Raw genomic sequence first — 21720 nt, 5'->3', positions numbered from 1 at the left:
AAATAGAAACACTGATAAGTCATTCCCCCCCAAACATAGAAATGGATGCGATATCCAGTTCCTGTTTATTACCCTCCAAAAGTCGAAAGCAAACTAGGCCAAACCTGCATTCTGGCGCCGCATGAAGGACAATTCATTTCCCCGGCCAAATACGGCAATTGGTTCAAAAAAGAGGAATCGCCAAGCTGATCGGCTCGCTCCGCCAGTATTTGATGTTCCGCTTCAATGAATGCCTCAACGGGAGTAACCTCATGTGCGGCCTGAAGGGGTTCGAATACCGGATCTTCCGCGAATGCTTGTATACGACCGCCTTCTCCGCTCGGCCACAAGTAAGCCTCTTGATTACATGCTCCGCAAACGGCCACATATTCGTCGCCAGCCGTAAAATTCAGAAACATGTTTGCCACGCTCTGGGATTCCCGATAAGCCGCGTCGGCAATGAGAACATATCTTTTTTCGGTATCGCTGCTTATTTCTTGTTTGGCGTAGGCCAACATCTCTGCAACAAGCGAAGCAAGCTCCGCTATCGCTTTTAAGTAAGATTGGTACATCTCCGCGCAAACCTCGTTTCCCGCTTCAGCAGCGAGTTCGTTCCAATCCGAGGGATACGGCTCAGATCTTGTTTTGTCATGACACGACTCGATAATCCCGCAAGTGATGTAGATTTCATGGCGCACTTCCATATTCTTTGATGCGAGAGCAAGTTTGGCCAGATAAGGTACTGCCGCGTAAGTGACGGTATAGATCGTATTTTGGTGATATAAGTGCTCCTGGAATAGCTCGTCGAAAACTTCTTTATCGAAATCAAGCATCAGACGCTCCAACAGTTCAGGTACCATTTCGCCCGACTCGTAAGGACCGGTTAGCTTGCCCCACAGTTCGCTGTTTAATTGTAACAAGAGGAATCACTCCCATCCCTATTCAAGTGGATACATTTTCTATATTATCCTATAAGATCGGCGGGTCCTGAATAGGGCAACGGATATACTCCCCCTCGAGAATAGGGCTTAAAGCCTAGGACGATTCCCCTTAATTCCACATCAAATGCCAAGATTTGTTCATGGGTCTAGTCGTTTTAGACTCCCATGACGGGTAGACGGAGAATGTGCAGGGCGTAGCGTATCCCCCTAGGCTCTATTTCCATAACATGAAGAAAAGCCAATTCTACTGAAATGGCTTTTTTTCTTTTTCACTACTCTTCGAAAGGATCACGATTTTGTACTATTAATTAGCATGAGATATGACAGAAATGTTGGCATGCTTGATTCACCTTAGAAGGCCGAATGTCCACATTTGTATATGTATTGTAAAGACAAGTATATCGATGAAACGAATGCCCCTACTTATAATAAAATTGCTGCAGCAGTTGAGCATGGAGGGTCATGCGGTAAGCTGGAGTAAAATTCGAGCTAATAAACAACGGGGGGGATCTTAGTGCGTTTACGGTATAGGAATATTTTTTTAGTGTTTTTTGTTACCGCTTTCATTTTAGTTGCCGTTTCATCGGAGAAGTCCGACGCCGCAACAGGTAATCTGGCTTTAGGAAAGACGGCTTATTCGTCGTCGAACGAAGTAGACTTTTTCGGGCCTGAGAAAGCGGTCGACGGTGGCAATCGGGATGCAAGCCGCTGGTCTTCGGAAAGAACGGATGACCAGTGGTTCTACGTTGATCTGGGCGAGCCTGTAGAAATTGGAAGAGTAATCATCAACTGGCAGACTCCGGCGGAACAATATCAAGTTCTTGTGTCTGACGATGCGGTAACCTGGAGGAACGTATTCGCGGACAACCGCGTGCTCGTCGCCCGCGGACCAGTCGAGGATACGATCGATTTTGAGCCGACACTGGCGCAATACGTTAAGTTCCAAGGAGTAACGCGACGTCCAATTGAGGATATCTATTACGGATACTCCTTCTGGGAATTCGAGGTATACAAGGGCAAACCGCTGTTGCCGCCTATGATGGATGCGGTCAAAAACAGCATCGTCGTCTCCGAGGGAGACACTCAGCTGAACCTGCCCGCTGTACCGGATGGGTATACGCTGACGCTGGTGAACACGGACAGCTTGCCGGTGATCGACGAGCAGGGCAATATTCATGCGCCGCTTGTGGATACTCAGGTTCAGCTGCTGCTGCAAATCGAGAGCGACAGCGATCCGACATATCTGTTAGCGGATAATGCGTTAGTCACCGTACCCGGTCTCTACGAGCAGACGAGCGATCGGAACCCGGAGCCGCGAGTCATTCCTTCTTTGCGTGAGTGGCTGGGCACAACCGGCGAGTTCCGCTTGACGGATAAATCCAATATCGTCATTCGCGCGGAGGATGAAGCGGCTCTGCAGGGGACGGCCAATATTTTGCGGAAGGACTTGCTTGATTTAACGAAGCTTCCGCTGACGGTTACGGTTGGTTCACCTCAAGAGGGAGACATCTATTTGGTGCTGGATGCCGCGCAAACGGGATTGGGGATAGAGGGCTATGAGCTGAATATCGGCGAATATACTTCCGTCGCTGGCTCCGATCAGACGGGCGTCATGTTCGGCACAAAAACGATCCTTCAACTGCTCGGCCACGATGCCGATCATAAGACGATGCCCAAGGGGCAATCGCGCGATTATCCGAAATACGCGGATCGAGGCTTCATGCTCGATGTGGGCCGCAAGTTTTATACGATCGAATTTTTGCGGGATTATGTGAAGTTGATGTCCTACTATAAGATGAACCGGTTCCAGATTCATCTGAACGATGATGTCGGCGATGTCGGTTACTTCCGTCTGGAGAGCGAGAAATTCCCGGGAGTGACGAGCAAGGACGGCTTCTATACGAAGCAGCAATTCAGAGACCTGCAGCTGCTTGGGATGGAATACGGCGTAAACGTCGTGCCGGAAATCGATACACCGGGCCATTCCGGCGCGTTCATCGCTTACGACCCTAGGTTGGGCAGCAACAATCAGCTGGATATCAATCGTCCGGAGACGCTCGACTTCATTAAAGAACTCTTTGACGAGTATCTCGACGGCAGCAATCCGACCTTCGTCGGCCCGGACGTGCACGTCGGCACGGATGAATATTTCGGCGACGACAAGGAGGCGTTCCGCAGGTACGCGGATATGCTCCTTAACCACATTAACAGCAAAGGCAAGCGCGCTCGTCTGTGGGGCAGTCTGTCCGCATATGACGGCACGACGCCAGTCAGCAACAATGCGACGATGGACATCTGGTATGAGCCGTACGGAAGTGTCTTGCAGGCTATTAAGCTTGGCTACGACGTTGTCAATACCAACACGAACTTGCTCTATATCGTTCCGCAACTGTACCGCAGCTATTTGAATTACGATTTTATTTACAATGAGTGGGAGCCTAACGATTGGCTGGAGACGAAGCTTCCTTATGGGCACCCGCAGGTAAAAGGCGGCATGTTCGCGCTCTGGAACGACGTGTCCGTAGAGAAGGGCGTCTCCATGGCGGACTCGCATCAGCGTATCTTGCCTTCCATGCAAGTGTTGGCGGAGAAGCTGTGGAGAGGCAACCGTGTCGACCGGAACTTTGCAAGCTTCCAGGCGGATGCCGCAAAGTACGTGGACCCGCCGGGTGTTCATCAGTCGCACAAGCTTCAAGTCGACAATGAGCGCAATATCGTTCTCGATTATACTTTCGACGAGGGCTTCGCGGATCGTTCGGGCAACGGCTTTGACGGCAACGCGGTGAATGCAAGCACGGAGAAGGGAATCTTCGGGCAAGCAGTAAGGCTCAAAGGCGGAGCCAGCTACGTGGAAACGCCGCTTCGCACGCTCGGTTTCGGATGGACGATGTCCATGTGGATCAAACCGGACGCTGACAACCCGCAAGGAGCTGTGCTGCTGGAATCTCCGGATGGACAGCTGAGATATAACATCGGGGGCAGTGGCAAACTGGCCATCACGAAAGAAAACTACGTCAGCGAATTCAATTATAAGCTGCCGACCGACCGCTGGACCCATGTCATTATGATCGGCGACGACACGGGGACCTCCATCTTCATTAACGGCAGTGAGTATACGGCTACTCTAAAAGACGGCTCCAAGTTGGAAACGTTCGTATTGCCAGTAGCCAAAATAGGCAGTGAAACGAATGCTTTTAAAGGCTTGATTGACGAACTCATCGTAAGGAACATCTACGTGGACCTGCATGGAAATGTGGCTTTGCATAAGCAAGCCGAATCCTCGCTGCCGGAATCCTCGTCCTACACGGCGGACAAAGCGGTGGACGGCAGAGGGGACACCAGATGGTCCAGCAATTGGGTGGACGATACCTGGTTCATGGTGGATCTGGGTGAAGTGAAGAACATTGATGCTGTATCTATTTTGTGGCAAACGGCTTACGGTTCGAAGTACCGCATTCTCGTGTCCGAGGACAAGGAGAACTGGACGAATGTCGTGAAAGACAACAACGGCGAGATTAACGGCAAGCCGGGACGCGTCGTGACTACCTTCCAAAGCACGCCGGCCAGATACGTGAAGTTCGAAGGCGTATCCAGAGCTACCATGTTCGGCTATTCCTTTGAGGAATTTGAAGTGTACGGCGAGGAATATAAGCTCGGCAATATACGGCCGATTATCGACCTGTTGACGGCTATCGAGGCCTACAAGCTCGTGGAGGACAATTACTCTCCTGAGGGCTGGGCACAGCTTCAACAGGCGATGGTACAAGCGACTGCGGCGATTCAAACCGCCCAGCTGACTCGTCCTGAGGCCGAGCAGGCGTATGCCGGGCTGAGCATTGCGCGCGATCGTCTAACGATCGAAGACGTAATGGGTCTGATCGAGCTTAATGTGAATGAAAGCATTGCCGCGAATCTCTATCTACCGCAGAAAGGACAGCTCGGCACGCGTATCGTCTGGAGCAGCTCGAAGCCCGACTATCTGAATGCCAACGGACAATTGTTGCAACGTCCGTCAGGCAGCGACATGGAGGTCGTGCTGACCGCGACGATCAGCAAGGGAGATGCATCCGCGAAAAAAACGTTCAAGATCAAAATCAAAGCATTGCCTAGCTCTGGTGGCGGAGGATGGGTTCCGACTCCAATAACTCCAGATCCGGAAGAAGGCCAAAACGGCGGTTCGAATCCGGGAGGCGGAGATCCAGGCAATGGCAATGAGAACGGCAACGGCAATGGCAATGGCGGGGAGTCTGGCGGATCGACAACGGTTCGACTGAACGATATTGCGAGCCATTGGGCAAAAGCGTCCATCAAACGGGCCGTTGAGCTTGGATTCGTAGCGGGCTATACCGACGAGACGTTCAAGCCGAATAAGACGGTCAGCAGGGACGAATTCGTCGTCATGTTGGTCAAAGCGTTGAAGCTGCAAGGTACGAACAGTTCGCTGGACTTCGCGGACGCAGGTTCAATTCAAGCTTGGGCGAATCCTTATATTGCGCAAGCCTTGGAATCCGGCCTGATCAGCGGCTATGCGGATGGGACCTTCCGTCCGAAGGCTTCGATTAGCCGAGCAGAACTGGCAGCAATGATTGTTCGCAGCTTGGGCCTGAAGACTTCGGAAGGGCATGAGCTCTCTTATGCGGACGCGGATCAAATCCCGGATTGGGCGAAGCCATATGTGGCAGCAGCCCAGGAGGCGGGAGTAATGAACGGTCGCGGGGACAACCGGTTTGCCCCGGCCGCCTTGGCGACGCGTGCTGAAGCTGTGGTCGTCATTCTGAACATGCTCGATGCGCTTGCAGAATTGCAAGCGCAGGAGCAGAACTAATTATGTATAGAAAGAGAGCGTGAGCTTAAGTGAAAACTAGACGAAGTTTGACTGCTTTGCTGCTTGTCCCGGTCATGCTATTCTCGTTGATATCCTCCGTGTATGCGGAGGATCCGGGCGGAGAGAGTGCCAGCTTTTATAATTTGGTTCAAGGGAAAACGTACACATGGTTGGATCAGCCGGAGGACACTTTCCCGGATGACGGGACGAAGCTGACGGACGGCAATGCCGTAGACACATCCCGTGACAGCGGCAACTGGGTGGGCCACCGCTACAAGAAATCCCGTTCAGTTGTGTTTGATCTAGGCGAGCAAAAAACGATCAAGGACGTGAGCGCGCGTTTCTTGCAAGATTGGCCGAACAACGAAACGCTTGTACCGCTCACCGTTTCATTCTACGCGTCTGACGATGGGGTGAACTGGGGCGTATTGTCTCATAATGCGACTAAATTGTTATGGGGCGATCAGACCAACACCGAGACGTATAAATGGGACGGCAGCCCAGAGACCGGAGTCGTCAAGCGTGGCGATTATACCGAAGGATTGGTTTACGCTCAGTATGTGAAAGTGGTGTTCTCCGTGCATCCGAGGGCGTGGACTATGATCGACGAGGTGACGATAACCGGCGCGGACGGCTTGATCGACGGAGCCCAGCCAGTGCAGCCCGAACCTTATGGTCTCCAGCAACCTGGGGAGGCTACTGGCGGGATTGAAAATTTGGGCTTGCTGTATAACGGGCATTACCCGGATGGTACAGGAACCTGGACGAAGGAACGGGTTATCCCTAATATCAGCTATGTGAACAAGCAGGGAGAGCCTGTCGATTGGCTGTTCGACGGCGTGCTGTATCTGGGTTTGACGTCGGAAAACGGCAGAGGCTTCGGCGCGGTTGAAGCGGCCGGCAAAGCCAGAAGAGTGGAATGGGAATGGTATTTGAATAAAACGTTTAACACCGGCGGCGATATGAGCGCGCTGAACGAGGCGACGGCCGAGGTAGGCGCGAAGCTTGGCGAGCCTGACCGTAAGACGAAGGTTGTTATGATGATACCCGATCCGGGCGAATATCAGTCCGATTTTGGCAGCATTAACGATGAAAATCTGGACTTCAACCTAAGTGTGGTCGGTAATGACGTATCGCTGAACAACCGGGCCAAAGCGATTCAGTGGTGGACCGATGAAGTGCAAGCAAGATGGACGGCTGCGGGCTACTCGAATCTGGAGCTCGTCGGCATGTATTGGCTGGAGGAACAAATAAGCACGCATTCGACTGGCCCGGAGATGGTCAAGAAAGCGAGCGACATCGTTCATAACGCAGACCTGAAGATGTTCTGGATCCCTCATTCTTTGGCTTATAAGAAATTCATGTGGAAGGATGTCGGCATCGATGCCGTATCTCTGCAGCCGAACTATTTCTTCGAGAAAATGGAGTTCTCGCGTCTGGAAGATACAGCGGATATGGCGAAACGGTACGGCATGTCGCTGGAGCTGGAGTTCGATGACCGGATGATCAATGACGCCGTCTTCCGCGAGCGGTTCATCGATTACTTGAACAGCGGCGTGGATACAGGGCTAATGCAGCAAGGGTATAGAGCGTATTATCAAGGCAACAACGCCATTTTCAGCGCGGCGAAAAGCGAGGATCCTGCTATCCGCGTCCTCTACGATTGGCTGTACCAATTCGTGAAGGGCACTTATCAGAAGCAAGACGCCGCTGCGCCTGATGTTATAGCGCTCATGAACGGGGAGCCGATCTCGGAGCATACGATTGTGCCTGATACGACACAGGCCGCCTTCACCTGGGCCATTCCGGGAGATGATGACAGCGGTATCGTCAAAGTAACGGCCAAGTATGACGGCAAACCTTATACGCAAGGAACTATAGTAGATCTGACGGGCAAGCCGGGCAAGCATGTGCTGGAGCTGACGGTGGCGGCTGCCAAATCCAAGACGGTTAAGTTCGTAATAGAAGCTCGTTTGGGCGCTGAAGGTCTATTGGCTCTTGTTGATAAATACGCAGACAACAAGCAGCTTAGCAATGCCGATACGGTACGCGCTATGCGCAACGCTCTGATTATGATGGAGCGTACGCAAGAGAGCGATCCTGAGGAAGCCATAGGCTATTTGCTGGCATTCAATGCGAAGCTGGAAGGGGCTAAAGGCCTTGAATTTGTAACGGAAGGCGCTTATACGGCCCTGAAGGAAGGCGTGTATTACGAGATTGGCAGCATCGCACAAGACAAAGAAGCAGAGGCATCCTCGACGGAAGCCGCAGGTCTAGAGCCTTCTAAGGCGCTGGATGGCGCACCGGGTACGCGCTGGGCGAGCCAAGTGCGCGATACGGCTTGGTTCCAGATCGATCTGGACAGCAAGCAAACCTTCGATACGGTCCGCATCGATTGGGAATATGCGCGCGCGGACCAATACCGTCTGAGCGTCTCGGATGATAAGCAGACGTGGGAGCCCTTGAAAGTCGGCAACAATGGCGTGGTTAAAGCGTCCGACGGCAAGAATACGCTGGTATTCCCGGCAACGACGGCGAGATACATCAAGTTTGAGGGACTGAATCGGGCTACGTTCTACGGTTATTCCTTCTATGAATTCGGCGTGTACAATCTTTCCCAGCGGCAAGAGCTGAAGACATTGGACGGCATACAAGCCGCCGTGGACGCCTCCACGAAGAAAGTTACGATCAATGGGTTAGTCATGAACGGCAAGAAAGAACATTTGTATGTCAAAGTGCTTGACCCAAAAGGCAACATTCAATATACCGGCCAGACGGGCACTGAGGATGACGGAAGCTTCCGCATCGCCTTTACGTTGACCGGAGAAGAGCAAGGACTGTATACGGTCGAGCTTGAAACGGATGACATGACGACTCCAGCGCAGGCCGCCTTCGAATATCGCAAGCCGCCTTCCACTGGCGGAGGCAATGGGGGCAGCATTGGAGGCGGTTCGGCGCAAGATCCGTATACGTTGCAAACGTACGATTCAGTCAAAGCCGTGCTTGTCCCGACATTGAAAGGCAATCAGGCTGTGGCTTCGGTCGGAGTAGCAGATCTGAATGCCGCGATTCTCAAGGCAACAGCCGACAGCAACGGCAACAAGCATATTCGTCTTGAATTGAAGCTGTCGAACGCGGCTGTCAGCTATGCTTTGGAGCTTCCCGCAGCTAATCTGACGAACCAGTCTAATCTGATTCTGCATATCTCCACGCCGTATGCCCAGCTTGCTTTGACTGGCGACATGCTGGCTGGAGTCAAGGAGAATGCCGGAAAGCTGCTCGTTATCGTAAGCGACCATGCAGGCGAGTATCGCGGCAACGAAGCGGCTGGCCGGATCGGCAACAGGCCAATCGTTGAAGTTGCATTGCAACTGGACGGTGAAGCTCTGTCTTGGAACAATGCGAAGGCACCGATTTCCATTGCGATTCCGTATTCGCTTCAAGCGGGCGAGCAAGTTGCTGATCTGCAAGCTTTCGAGCTGACGGGCGACAGCGCGGCGGCAATTGATGGCACGTCTTATGACAAAGACAAGGGCGTACTGCGATTCTCCATCGACCAAGTCGGCGTCTATGCTGTCGGCGGCAAGAAACCAGTTGCGTTCACTGACCTTGGCAAGCATGAATGGGCGCGCGAGGCGATAGAGAAGCTGGCCGAAAGAGGCATCGTCAAAGGGACTTCGATCGAAAATGGCACTTTCAGCCCCGCAAATCAAGTAACGCGAGCTGATTTTATCCTTATGCTGGTGAACATGCTTGACCTGCGCGCCGAGATTACCTCGACGTTCACCGATGTGAAACCGAATGATTATTACTACGATGCGGTGTCCATCGTCAAGCAATTGGGAATCGTTTCGGGAGTGAACGAAGTTAACTTTGCTCCTCGTGACTCAATCAGCCGCCAGGACGCTATGGTTATGCTAACCCGAGCGCTTCAAACGACGGGGGCAATCAAGCCGTCCGCATCCGGTTCAACACTTGAGGGCTTCCGTGATGCGAGCCAGATTGCGCCATATGCTGCGGACAGCGTGGCAACTCTGTTCGAGCATGGGCTGGTTACGGGCTCGGGCGGCTATATGAAGCCGAAGAGTACGACCAGCAGAGCGGAAGCGGCGACGTTCTTGTATCGCGTTCTTCAATTAATCGAGGGGCAGCAGCAGGAGTAGACGCGGGAACAATTGATTAAAGCACATTCCGATTAGTGCGGCAACGCGACCGGAATGTGCTTTTTCGACGATACAGAATAAAACTTCCTGAATCGACGGATGAAGCCGGTAAGCCGTCCCGCGCTTCCGCGATGAACTGCGGGCGCGTGATGGCGCCTCCGACCCCCCACGTAAGCCGCCCCGGCGCGCATGACCGACGCCGCTTCCTCGGGTGTCCTGATGCGCCTTCCGCGACGAACGGTAACGCACAGCGATTCGCTCATCCACCGGACGAGTTCCAGGTCGGGGCCTTCGGACCGAGGGCCATGCGGCGTATAGCCGGATAACGTCGTCCCGATGAAATCCATAGAATGGATTGCAAGTTGTTTTTTTTGGAAAATTTTTGATTGCCTCGGGGTGTCTTTGGTAGTGAAACCAACAACGGCGGGAGAGCGCATCGCTGGCAGCGATGAGGCCAGGGATTCGATCTCCCTTGGCTCCACCAAACATCATATGGACTCTTAGCTCAGTTGGTAGAGCAGTAGATTCTTAATCTATTTGTCCAGGGTTCGAGCCCCTGAGAGTCCATCCTAAAGAAACGGCAGAAATGCCGTTTTTTTTTGTTGTGTGGAGAGTGGAGTGGCTTTTTATTAGGTTTCTTTCATGGAATAGTTTGGAGAGAAAAAATGTGCAATGCAAGCGAGCCGTGTGGAAACACGACTGCCGGTGCAATAGGCGCTTTTCGAAGGATCAAACAGGAAATAGACCGTATTCCTTTGCGAGAGGGCGGTCTATTTTTTTGTGCCTGAGGTAAGATCCGGTGCTCTCTCCCGGTACATCGACAACCTCAAGACCAGGCAATGCTTCATTAAGTCAACAATAGACTCTAGTCGGGACGAGCGACTTAGGTTAATATGAAAGCGCAAACATGTTTTCTGGAAGTCTTGAAAGCTACAATTTAGCAACAGAGCATAAAGGTAATCTGAACGGAGGATAAGATGGAAAACTGGTTGGGTAAATCGTTAAAGCAGAAGCTGAGCTTGTTGATTATTATTTCGGTATTGGTACCGGTGTTGTCTCTGGGACTGTTCTCCTATTATATTGCTGAAAGCTTAACGGAAGAGAAAGCGAAAAGTTCAGGCATGAACACGCTTCGGCAAATTGGGGCCTATTTGGAAAATATGGTGAGCGATGTTGAGAATCTATCACTATTCCTCATCGGCCACCCTGATGTCCAAAGCTATTTGAAAACACCGGAACACGATTTGCTAAAGCAAACCTCGATCGTTAATTTACTTACAACATTATCGATTTCCAAACCATATATCGCCAATGTCATGATCGAATCGAATGAAGATAATAAGCCGTCGGTTTCCTTCAGATCCGTCCTCGAATCAGAATGGGCCGATATTCAGAGCGAATATCCCAGTTATTATGAGAAATATCCTAAATGGTGGTCTCCGGTACATCACTTCGTTACATCGGACGGCAAAGAGGATGTCATTACGATGTCGCGGCCGATTCGCAGCACATCAAAATATTACGATATTGGCATGCTTAAAATTAGCTTGACGCAATCGGTTATCTCTAGCCATTTAAAGCAAGCTGGACTAGAGGGTGAAGGCGTCGCCCTGCTGTTGGACGAACAAAATCGGATATTGGCTGGGCCGGAAGGGTATTCGACTAACAAGAACTTGAACGATTATTTTCCCGGAATAGTTGAATTCAAGGGTAAGTCGGGCTCGTTCGATTACCGAGAAGCGGAGGAGCGGAGTACAGTACTGCACTATCAGATGCCGAATGTAAACTGGAGGCTCGTAGGCATCATTCCGGCAAAAGCTTACAGAGCGCAGAACCAGTATTTTTTAACGTTAACTGCAATTGCAGTCAGCATTTCCATGCTTTTTGTCATCGCTTTTGTACTTGTACTTATTCAAAAGGTGACGAAACCGTTGTCTGCATTAACGAAGTTTCTTAGGAATTCCAGCCCAGACGAGCCGCTGCCGACGCTGCCCGTCACATCGATCGATGAGGTTGGACAATTGATTATTAGCTATAATCGGATGAGCTCGCGAATTATTAATTTAACCGATGAGGTGAAGCTGAGCGAAGCGTTGAAGAAGGAAGCGGATATGTCGGCACTTCAAGCGCAGATCAATCCGCATTTTCTATATAATACGTTATCGTCAGTCCACTGGATGGCGCTAATGAAGGGAGACGAAAAAATCGCGGATATGGTCGGCTCATTGAGTGATTTTCTTCGGTTCAGCTTAAATAAAGGACAGGAATATTGTGCAATCAGCCAAGAAATTTTGCATGTAGATCATTATGTGAAAATCCAGTCCATTCGATATCCGGATAAATTTGATTACGAGGCGAATATTCCGGCGGAGCTGCTCGATATGAGAATGCTGAAGCTGCTGCTCCAGCCGCTAATTGAAAACGCGATGATTCATGGCATTCTGAAAAGAGAGGGTAAAGGAAGCATTATCGTTAAAGCGGTGTCAGCGGGAGAACGTATTACGTTTATCGTTCAAGATGACGGTGTCGGCATGAGCAGGGGAAGATTGGAGCTGCTGAGGGAGAAGATAAGCGCAAACTTGGGTATTGATCCGCTGAAGAATAATGACTCGGCAGGCAGCAGCTACGGATTGCGCAACGTGCATAATCGGCTGCAGCTTCATTATGGGCATGAAGCCGGTTTGCGGATCGAAAGCGTAGAAGGAAGCGGCACTAAAGTTAGTTTTACGATTATACCGCTCCAATCAGAAATCAAATAGGCTACAACCTTTGTGGGAAGGAAGGAGAATCTGTACATGAAGCTGTTAATTGTAGATGACGAAGTCATTATTAGGACCGGCCTTAGCACGGTTATTAAATGGGAAGAGAATGGCATTGAGTTGCTCGCGCCGGCTGCTTCCGCGGAGGAAGCGCTGATGCGCATTCCGATAGAGTGTCCTGACATCATTCTAACCGATATTCGGATGACGGGAATGACGGGATTGGAATTGTCTCGCGAGGTTAAGCGGAATTTTCCTTATATTGAAATTGTTATATTGTCTGGATTCGATGATTTCGCATATGCACAGCAAGCGATGCGGGAAGGAATAAGTGATTATTTGCTTAAAAATAGCCGTCCTGGCGATATTATGACTGCGGTTATGCGCGTGAAGCAGCGTATCGTCAATAGACGGGAGGCTGTGCTTCAAGAATCCATTCATCAAACGGCATACCGTTGGAAGCAACTGGATCGGTTTCTTCGCGGGGACAATCTCCTGACGGAGCGTGAAAGTGAGGAACTGTTGATCTATTATCCTGAGCTGAGGCTCGGATCGGATATGGAGAAGCTAGAGCTATGGCTAGTGACATCTGCATATCCACTGACAATGAAGAAGGAGACGGAAAGTGAAATGAATGAGGCGGCTGCGATGATTAGGGATTCACTTGGCTGTGTCATTCTGGATTGGGACTATGGATGGCTGCTTATTTTCCGCAGGGGGCAGCCGGGCGCGAAGCGATTGGTTAAGGCGTCGATGGAGCGGGCGGAGCGCGTTTATAGCCAGCCTTTTTTTGCAGCATGCGGTGTATGGGCCAGCAATTTGGCAGAACTTAGGGAGTCACTTCGCACCGCCGAACATACCGCCTCGTACCGCTGGTTGGCAGAGGAAGCAAGAATGCTGGCCTATGAGGATATTAAAGACCGGAAAGGAATGCGGACCGTTTGTACGGAAGAAGTGGAGAGTAAGTTAACCGCCGTTCTAAGAAGCGGGAGTCGAGAAGTCGTACAGCAGTGGATTAAAGGTGAACTGGAGAGCATTAGACAGGATGCGGAAGCGACGCCTTGTTCCGTTCAAGCGTATTTGCATTCCTTGATTGTTGGGGGGTACCGCTGGCTAGAGCGTGCAGCAGCATCCGTTGGTCAATCGATGCCAAAGCTTCCACAGATTGAACAGCTGGACATAAAGCTGCTTACTGCGAATCCAGAAGAAACTTTGCAGCAGATGCTGCTTGCAATCCATGCGCAGTATGAACGATTAAATGGCAGCCGGAATGAAGCCATTGACCGAACTGTAGCCTATATCCGCGAGCATCTTGCAGACAGCTTGTCTTTGGCGCAGGTAGCGGCATGCGTACATATGAATCCGAACTATTTTAGCAAGCTGTTTAAACAGGAAACAGGTAAGAACTATATTGAGTATGTAACTGAGGCGAGAATGGAATGGGCTAGCCGTTTGTTGAAGGAAACGCCAGCGAAGGTAAGTGAGATCGCTAAGCGGGTAGGTTACGAGGATATGAAGCATTTTAACCAGCTGTTTAAGCGTTACAGTGGCGAAACCCCTTCACAATATCGTTCAAAATGAATAGACGAAGGTGAAAATATCCCCCGTATGGGCTTAACTTTCCCCCCTACGACTTCTCGTCTGTCTTATCTATACTAGGGTTATCACTAAAGGGGGAATATTTGAATGAAGAAGAGACTTGCGTTTGTAACGACAATTATCTTGATGATTGCCCTTTTGGCAACCGCTTGCAACAATAGCGGGAAAAAAGAGCAGAGCAATGAAGACAACAAAAGCTCTGAAGAAAAAACGAAAATTTCAATATGGCATAACTTCGCGGGTGACGACCTTCGTGCCAAAGCGGTTAGAGACCTGATCGACAAGTATAAAGAGGAGCATCCAGACGTTGAGGTAGACGCGCAAGCGATCCCGGTTGACGGTTATCGTCAACGCCTAAGCACGGTGGCTGCGGCAAATGAAATGCCAGACGTATTTTTCGTATATGCGGGCAGCCAATCCCAAGAGTTCTATGATGCCGGTAAGCTTCAACCGATTACAGAGTTGATGGATAAATACCCAGAATGGAAGAACAGTTTCTTGGCAGGTGCATTCGACCGCTATGAGTTTGAAAAAGGACAAATTTTCACAGCGCCGCTCGGTATGTCAGCAACTTCGTTCATGTATTATAACAAAGATCTTTTCGAGAAGCATAGTGTAAAAGTGCCGACTACTTGGGAAGAGATGATGACTGCAATTAAAACGTTCAACGACAACGGCATTACTCCGATTGCCCTCGGCAATAAAGCGCCATGGGTTGCACAATCGACGATTATCGGTTCGTTGGCTGACCGCGTGACGGGCACGGAATGGTTCTTGAAAGCTGCAGCTCAAGATGGAGCATCTTTTACAGATCCTGTATTCATTGACGCTTTGGGCAAGTACAAAGAGCTCGTTGACAATAAAGCGTTTCAAGATGGCGCAAACAGCATCGACAACACGCAAGCAGAGCAATACTTCATTCAAGGCAAGGCAGCTATGATGATTAACGGCGCATGGTCGCTTACGAATCTTGCAGCATCCGCAACTCCTGAGCAGTTGGCACCTATCGAAGTCACAACAATGCCTGGCATAGAAGGTGGAGCAGGCAAACCGAATACGATTTCCGGTGGCGCAGGCGCAGGCTTCGCGCTTAACAAAAATACAAAAGGCGCACAGAAGCAGGCAGCGCTTGATCTGATCTACGCAGTAAGCGGACCGGATGGCCAAAAGGCGATCGCAGAAAGCAACTCAATGGTTATGTACAAAGTAGAACTGGATAAGTCGAAAGTAAGCCCGCTTTACTTCAAAGCTTATGAATTGGCTGTGAATTCTGAAATTACGCCGGTATATGACGCCTATTTATCTGCTGAAGCAGGCGAAGTGATCAACAACGGTCTTCAAGAGCTTATGATGGGCGGTAAGCCGGAGGATGTAGCTAAAAAACTGCAGGATGCGCAAGCGCGTTCGACTAAAAAGTAATCAGACAAAAGTACGTAAAGGAGGCTGTCGCCATGCCTGCATCATTGCGCAGCAGAAGCTTCGTCATCATGGCGCTGCTTCCTGCACTACTCATCTTTATCATCTTTGCGATCGTTCCGATTTTTTGGTCAGCTTACTACGGTTTCTTTGAGTGGAAGGGACTCGGTGCTGCTAAGCTTATCGGGTTGGATAATTATCGAATGATACTAGAGGATCTAGTATTCTGGAGAGCACTGAAAAACAACCTGATCCTTGTTGTCTCGGCAGTAATAGGTCAAGTATCGGTCGCATTGCTGCTGTCATTGTTCTTGCTCAAGAACACGATGTTCAATCGGTTGATGCGCTCCGCTGTATTTCTCCCGATGGTGCTGTCTACAGTCGTCGTCGGTCTCATCTGGGGCTATATTTATCACCCGCAAATCGGTTTACTGAATCAATTATTGGAGACGCTGGGACTGGAATCTTGGCGCCGGCCTTGGCTAGACGACCCTAAAATCAATATGTTTGCCGTATCGATCCCGATTAACTGGGCGAATATCGGCCCGTATCTTATCATTTTCATCGCTGCACTCCAAAATATCTCTTCAGAAATTGAAGATGCTGCGAAGATCGACGGGGCGGTAGCCTGGAGAAAGCTATTTTTCGTGACGCTCCCGATAATTTGGGGAACAGTTGTTGTAACCATCGTACTGTGCATATCTGGAAGTTTGAAGGCATTCGACCATGTTATCGTCATGACGCGCGGCGGTCCTGCACAATCGACAGAATTGCTCGCCACATATATGTACAATAACACCTTTACGGTATACCGTTACGGCTACGGCTCTGCGGTATCCACAATGATTATTCTGATTAGCGCCGTGCTCATTGGCCTAAATCATATCATCACGAAGAGACGCGGCTAATGGGCGGTCGGCTAATGTTAGCCCGGCCGATGAAGGAGTGAATCGCTATGCAAGCAATGATAGACGCTCGGTCGGAGAAGATGAGAGGCTCGCTGTGGCGTAAGCCGATTTCCGGAATTGCGAAAATCATCCTGTTATTTTATGCCATAATTACATTGTATCCGCTATACTGGTTAGGAATAAGTGCATTCAAGTCAAATCAGGAATTTTTCAATCGTCCCTATTCCTGGCCGCAGCAATGGCAGTTCGACAATATAACCCGGGCATGGGATCTCGGAAATATGGGCCGGGCGGTGCTCAACTCCACAATTGTTACCCTCTCAGCACTGCTGCTGACCATTGTGCTCGGTATGCTTGCAGCTTATGTACTTGCTCGGTTCCCATTCAAGTTGAGTGGCGTTATAAAAGGATTGTTCTTGCTAGGCATGCTCATTCCAATTCATAGCACACTCGTTCCATTGTTTATTTTCATGAACAAGCTCGGGATGCTGAATACGTACTGGTCACTCATCCTACCGTATACGGCATTTGAATTACCAATTGCGATCTTCCTCGGAATGTCCTACATCGTATCCATTCCGAGAGAAGTAGAGGAAGCGGCGATGATCGACGGCAACGGCTGGTGGGGAATTTTCGGACGCATCATTTTCCCGTTGTCCCTGCCGATCGTCGCTACGATTACAATTCTTGCATTTTTGAGGTTTTGGAATGATTTCTCCTTCGCGCTCGTCTTTATTAATTCTCAAGCGTTGAAGACGCTGCCCCTCAGCTTGTCGCTCTTCTCCGATGGATTCGGAACGGACTACAGCTTAACGATGGGCGCGATGTTTATTGCTGCAATACCAACCATTCTCATCTTTTTGATCTTCCAAGAGCAAATTATGAAAGGCATGGTAGCAGGCTCGGTCAAAGGTTAACACCCTTGATCGAGTTTTTGGTGTAATTTTATATATATTTCATTTTTGTGGAGGGATTGATAGTGAAGTTACATTTTATAGGAGAATTGAGCGAGCTTCAATCAGGACTTCGGTTGCTGCTTGCCGAACTTAAGTCAGAATGGTCGGAGGATGGAATTCCCGTTTTAATAGAACCGTCTTCAGGAGAACTGGAAGTGGGTTATGATGGTAAAAGCGCTTATATTCGTTACGGCGCTAAACATCAATTTTTTCGAGGCTTGGGACTGTTGATTCAGAAGATTAGGGGCGGAGAGAGCTTTCAAATTACAGAGCAACAACAATTCGATGTGATCGGTCCGATGTTTGATTTATCGCGCAATGGAGTGCTAACCGTTGAAAGCTTCAAGTTTATGCTGCGTAAAATGGCGCTGATGGGCTTGAATAGCGTCATGCTCTATTTGGAAGACACTTACGAGATAGAAGACGAGCCATATTTCGGCTACATGCGCGGCCGCTACACGGCAGCGGAGTTGAAGGAAATCGACGATTACGCCGATCAATTCGGCATTGAAGCGTTCCCGAGCATTCAAACACTGGCTCATTTGGAGGAGTTTTTGAAATGGGAGCCGGTAAAGGAATATAAAGATACAAAAGGCGCGTTGCTAGTTGGAGCGGAGAAGACCGATCGTCTGGTCGAAAATATGATTGTCAGCATTAGCGCGCCGTTCCGCAGCCGGAAAATCCACATCGGCATGGATGAAGCGGAAGAGCTTGGACGCGGTAAATTTTTGGATCGCAATGGACATATGAACCGTTTTGATATTATGACAGGCCATCTGGAGCGGGTGCTCGCAGTAACTCGACGCTTAGGGTTGAAACCGATGATGTGGAGCGATATGTTCCTGAAGCTGGCTTCAGCTAACGGTGAAGATTATTATGGCCATGAGACGCAAATATCAGAGGACATGTCGAGCCGCATTCCTAAGGACATAGATATGGTTTACTGGGACTATAACCACGTCGAGGAGAAGGACTACGAAACATTGATCGCCAAACACCGGCCGCTCGGTAATAATCTTATTTTTGCGGGTGCTGTGTGGGTATTCAATACGTTCGGCGTCAATTACGGGCTATCCTTGCCGGCGACCGATGCAGCGCTGACGGTATGCAAGAAGGAAGGCATTAGGGAAGTTTATGCGACGATGTGGGGTGACGACGGAATGGAGAGCAATCCGTACATTGCTTTGCTCGGCTTGCAGTTTTATGCGGAGCATGCTTATTCTTCGTCGACGCCGACTGACAAGGCGCTGGCCGAGCGCGTTCGGTTCTGCACCGGCATCGAGGCGGACGCTTACATGGGGCTGAAGTATTTGGACGAGACACCGGGAGCTGCACCAAATAATCAGAAGCAGAGCAATCCGTCTAAGTTTCTGTTGTATCAGGATGTACTGCTGGGGCTGTTCGACAAACAGATTGATGGGCTAGATATGGCGGCTCATTATGCATGGGCGGAAGGCGAAATTGCAAGCCGCAGAAAAGCTGAGGCAGAGCTAGATTACTTGTTTGAGGTGCCACAAAAGCTATGTGCGGTGTTGAAGCAGAAGAGCGAAATCGGTCTTGAGCTGAAGCGGGCTTATGACAGTGGAGACAAGGCAGTACTTAGGCGGATTGCAGAGGATGTTTTGCCCGAAATTTCGCTGGGTGTGCAAAATCTTCGCGCCGCACACCGGAAGCAATGGCTATCGATGTTCAAACCGTTCGGCTGGGAGGTGCTCGATATTCGTTACGGCGGTGTTGTAAGCCGGCTGGATACAGCGAGCATGAGGCTGTTAGAATATGCGGACGGAAAGCTCGAACGGATCGAGGAGCTGGAGCAGGAACGATTGCTGTATAGCACGACGAACCGTTTCACCGACAAAGGTGCAGGCTGGTGCAGCTATTATTACCGTATGGCGTCGCCTAACGTCTTTTTCCATGTGATCAATCCATTCTAGGTTGAAGAATTATTCTCAAGCAAATTGAAATCAAAGGTACTGGTCATGAAGTGATGGTTAGGGGCTCCGTTTTTTGTATATTTAATGTACAAGCAGGGGGAACGAGGATAAAATACGTGGTGAAGACTGTAAATGATTAGATATAAAGAAAGCTGTCGAGACATTCTCGACAGCCTGAGCAGCTCGTGTCCCCATAGAGGGCGAGCTGTTTTTATTTTGTAAATCTTACTATTCGCAGTTGTTCCTTACCTTAGTTTACCAAGCCATTAGTAGCTTGTTTTTCTTTCCATACCATCGTAATTACAAGACCAATAAACATAATGACAGCCGCAAAGAGATATGGATAGTTGATGTTTACATCAAATAATACTCCGCCTAATGCAGGTCCGATGATATTACCAAGGCTAGTATAGGTTGAGTTCATGCCAGCGACAAAGCCTTGCTCTTTTTCAGCCGTTTTTGATAAATAGGTCGTTAGTGCTGGACGGAGTAGGTCAAATGCGAGAAAGATGAAGCAGGTTACTAGCAGAACAGTTAAATAGTTATTGATTATGGTGGAGGCTACAGCTAAGGCTACGCCAGCAATTAAGCAGAGTTGAATGAGCTTTTTTTCACCGAGCTTATCTACCATTTTACCGAATAAAAAGACCTGCACAACCACCCCGAAGATTGAGCTTATTGTAATGATGGTTGCAATATCCCGTGGAGTGAAGCCAAATTTATGATCAGAAAACAGGCTAAACACAGTTTCATATGCCGATAAGCCAAAGGCGAGGACAAACACTATAATAAACGCAATAATATATGCTGGATGAAACGAGCGTTTCAGATCACTGATAAAGTTGGTGTCTTTTTTAAGTTTACTGATTTCCAAAAGCTGCTCTTTGGATAGTGGCTCTTTCAGAATAAATATCGACGAAATACAAGTGATTAAGGCGAAGCCAGCAGCAAAATAGAATGGAGCACGTATACCTAGTTCAGTAATAAATCCTCCGATTCCTGGGCCAATAATAAAACCAATACTAATGGCGGCAGAAACATAACCCATTGCCTTAGGTCTTTCCTCTACTGAGGTGATGTCCGCAACATAGGCTGTGACGGCAGGCATAATGAATGCACCAGCAATCCCACCAAGAATTCTGGCGATATAAAGAACGGATACATGTGTGCCTAAACCAAAGATTAATTCCGATGCACTGAAGAGCACTAAGCCGATAACTATCATTTTTTTTCTGCCGTAAGTGTCAATCCAACGCCCTGCCAGAGGAGACATGAGTAATTGCGCGAATGCAAATGCTGCTACAAGATACCCCATCGTTTTACCTGACAAATGCATAATGTTCATAAAGGAAGGCATAACAGGGACGATCAGCCCAACGCCTAGAAAAACAATGAATATGTTACTTAGTAGAATGAGTAAGACTGTTTTTTGTTCTTTCAATGGTTTCTTCATGAAGTAATACCTCTCTTTGTAGAATCACAGCTGTGAAATACCTCTCCAAAATACGGTCCATGAGGCATTTAGTTTTTCATTTAAACGGATTTCATTATTGCCATACACAAGCTCTAGCATGATCGAATCAACTACACCTAAAAAGGCAAGCGTTGGGATGGAGGCTGCATCTTCCATGATGACTTTGGCATCGATCCAAGCTTGGAATTTACTTTCAAGTACGGGTTGAATCTTTTTCTCTGTGTCGATTACTTCTTCATCAATCGCTGTAGCAAGATGGGGCGGTGGAAAAAAAGAGATACGCAGCCAAAACTTTAACTGCTCGTTCTTTTGAAACATATCAATGACCAATTGCAGATATCCTAATAAATCTGTTTTAGGATTATGAGTCCCTACCTTACTCAAATATTGTAGTTTGGATGAGATTTCTGTCTCTTTGGCATCTTGTAGAACTTGCAGAAAAAGATCATCCTTCCCTTTGAAATGGGCATAAAGAGATTGTTTTTTCATCCCGACTTGCTCAGCAATTTGAGACAAAGAAGCCCCCTCATATCCATGAGTTGTGAAACATTTCAAAGCAATGTCTTTAATTTCTTTACTTTTCAAAAAAATCACCTCGATATTAACGAACGTTCGTCAGTTATACTATCAAATTAAATTATTTTATGCAAATGAATAATGTTTGAAAAGACGATTGACCGAACTAAAAGAGCTGATCCTAAAGTAGAACTTTCTACAATAGTGTCGGCTCTTTTTCATTTTGAATCAGCTCGTAAGCGATGTCGAA

12 protein-coding genes and 1 tRNA gene are annotated in these 21720 nt (G+C 49.0%); 9 read left to right on the top strand and 4 right to left on the bottom strand.

The window, feature by feature from the left end; all coding sequences use genetic code 11:
- Positions 1–68: 68 nt before the first annotated feature.
- Positions 69–899, bottom strand: a complete 831-nt coding sequence (locus NSQ29_RS17775) for a hypothetical protein (RefSeq protein ID WP_341125737.1) — start codon at positions 897–899, stop codon at positions 69–71.
- A gap of 535 nt (positions 900–1434) precedes the next feature.
- Here NSQ29_RS17775 and NSQ29_RS17770 point away from each other — a divergent pair.
- On the top strand, positions 1435–5745 hold the full coding sequence (locus NSQ29_RS17770) for an S-layer homology domain-containing protein (protein WP_341125736.1): 4311 nt from the start codon (positions 1435–1437) through the stop codon (positions 5743–5745).
- 47 nt (positions 5746–5792) lie between these two features.
- Positions 5793–9908, top strand: a complete 4116-nt coding sequence (locus tag NSQ29_RS17765) for a DUF4855 domain-containing protein (RefSeq protein WP_341125735.1) — start codon at positions 5793–5795, stop codon at positions 9906–9908.
- A 32-nt stretch (positions 9909–9940) separates the two neighbouring features.
- Here the strand turns inward: NSQ29_RS17765 and NSQ29_RS17760 are convergent, their stop codons facing one another.
- Complete coding sequence (locus NSQ29_RS17760; RefSeq protein ID WP_341126784.1) at positions 9941–10255, bottom strand: hypothetical protein; 315 nt, start codon at positions 10253–10255, stop codon at positions 9941–9943.
- A gap of 147 nt (positions 10256–10402) precedes the next feature.
- On the opposite strand from NSQ29_RS17760, the gene NSQ29_RS17755 reads away from it, so the two are divergent.
- From NSQ29_RS17755 to NSQ29_RS17725, 7 genes are all read left to right on the top strand, one after another.
- A tRNA-Lys gene (locus NSQ29_RS17755) sits at positions 10403–10475 on the top strand.
- A 410-nt stretch (positions 10476–10885) separates the two neighbouring features.
- Entirely contained in the window at positions 10886–12667 is a 1782-nt protein-coding gene (locus tag NSQ29_RS17750; RefSeq protein WP_341125734.1) for a sensor histidine kinase, read from the top strand.
- A gap of 36 nt (positions 12668–12703) precedes the next feature.
- Positions 12704–14248: a response regulator transcription factor gene (locus NSQ29_RS17745; protein WP_341125733.1), complete on the top strand. Its 1545-nt coding sequence runs from the start codon at positions 12704–12706 to the stop codon at positions 14246–14248.
- 105 nt (positions 14249–14353) lie between these two features.
- Positions 14354–15685: an extracellular solute-binding protein gene (locus NSQ29_RS17740; RefSeq protein ID WP_076300799.1), complete on the top strand. Its 1332-nt coding sequence runs from the start codon at positions 14354–14356 to the stop codon at positions 15683–15685.
- Positions 15686–15717: 32 nt separating this feature from the next.
- The gene (locus tag NSQ29_RS17735; protein WP_341125732.1) at positions 15718–16590 is read left to right on the top strand and encodes a carbohydrate ABC transporter permease; all 873 of its coding nucleotides are present in this window, start codon (positions 15718–15720) and stop codon (positions 16588–16590) included.
- A 56-nt stretch (positions 16591–16646) separates the two neighbouring features.
- Positions 16647–17507, top strand: coding sequence for a carbohydrate ABC transporter permease (locus NSQ29_RS17730; protein WP_256716411.1), 861 nt, complete (start codon positions 16647–16649; stop codon positions 17505–17507).
- Positions 17508–17569: 62 nt separating this feature from the next.
- Positions 17570–19480: a beta-N-acetylhexosaminidase gene (locus tag NSQ29_RS17725; protein ID WP_341061730.1), complete on the top strand. Its 1911-nt coding sequence runs from the start codon at positions 17570–17572 to the stop codon at positions 19478–19480.
- Between the two features lie 250 nt (positions 19481–19730).
- On the opposite strand, the gene NSQ29_RS17720 is transcribed toward NSQ29_RS17725, so the two are convergent.
- A complete protein-coding gene (locus NSQ29_RS17720) occupies positions 19731–20933 on the bottom strand; it encodes an MFS transporter (protein ID WP_042186578.1) in 1203 nt (400 codons plus the stop codon).
- A 24-nt stretch (positions 20934–20957) separates the two neighbouring features.
- A complete protein-coding gene (locus tag NSQ29_RS17715) occupies positions 20958–21548 on the bottom strand; it encodes a TetR/AcrR family transcriptional regulator (protein WP_341125731.1) in 591 nt (196 codons plus the stop codon).
- Positions 21549–21720 lie beyond the last annotated feature (172 nt).

The sequence above is a fragment of the Paenibacillus sp. FSL F4-0236 genome (genome assembly GCF_038000135.1).
Classification (GTDB): domain Bacteria; phylum Bacillota; class Bacilli; order Paenibacillales; family Paenibacillaceae; genus Paenibacillus_AQ.
Note: the sequence above shows the minus strand (reverse complement) of the source record. Positions and strands in the feature narration are given on the sequence as shown.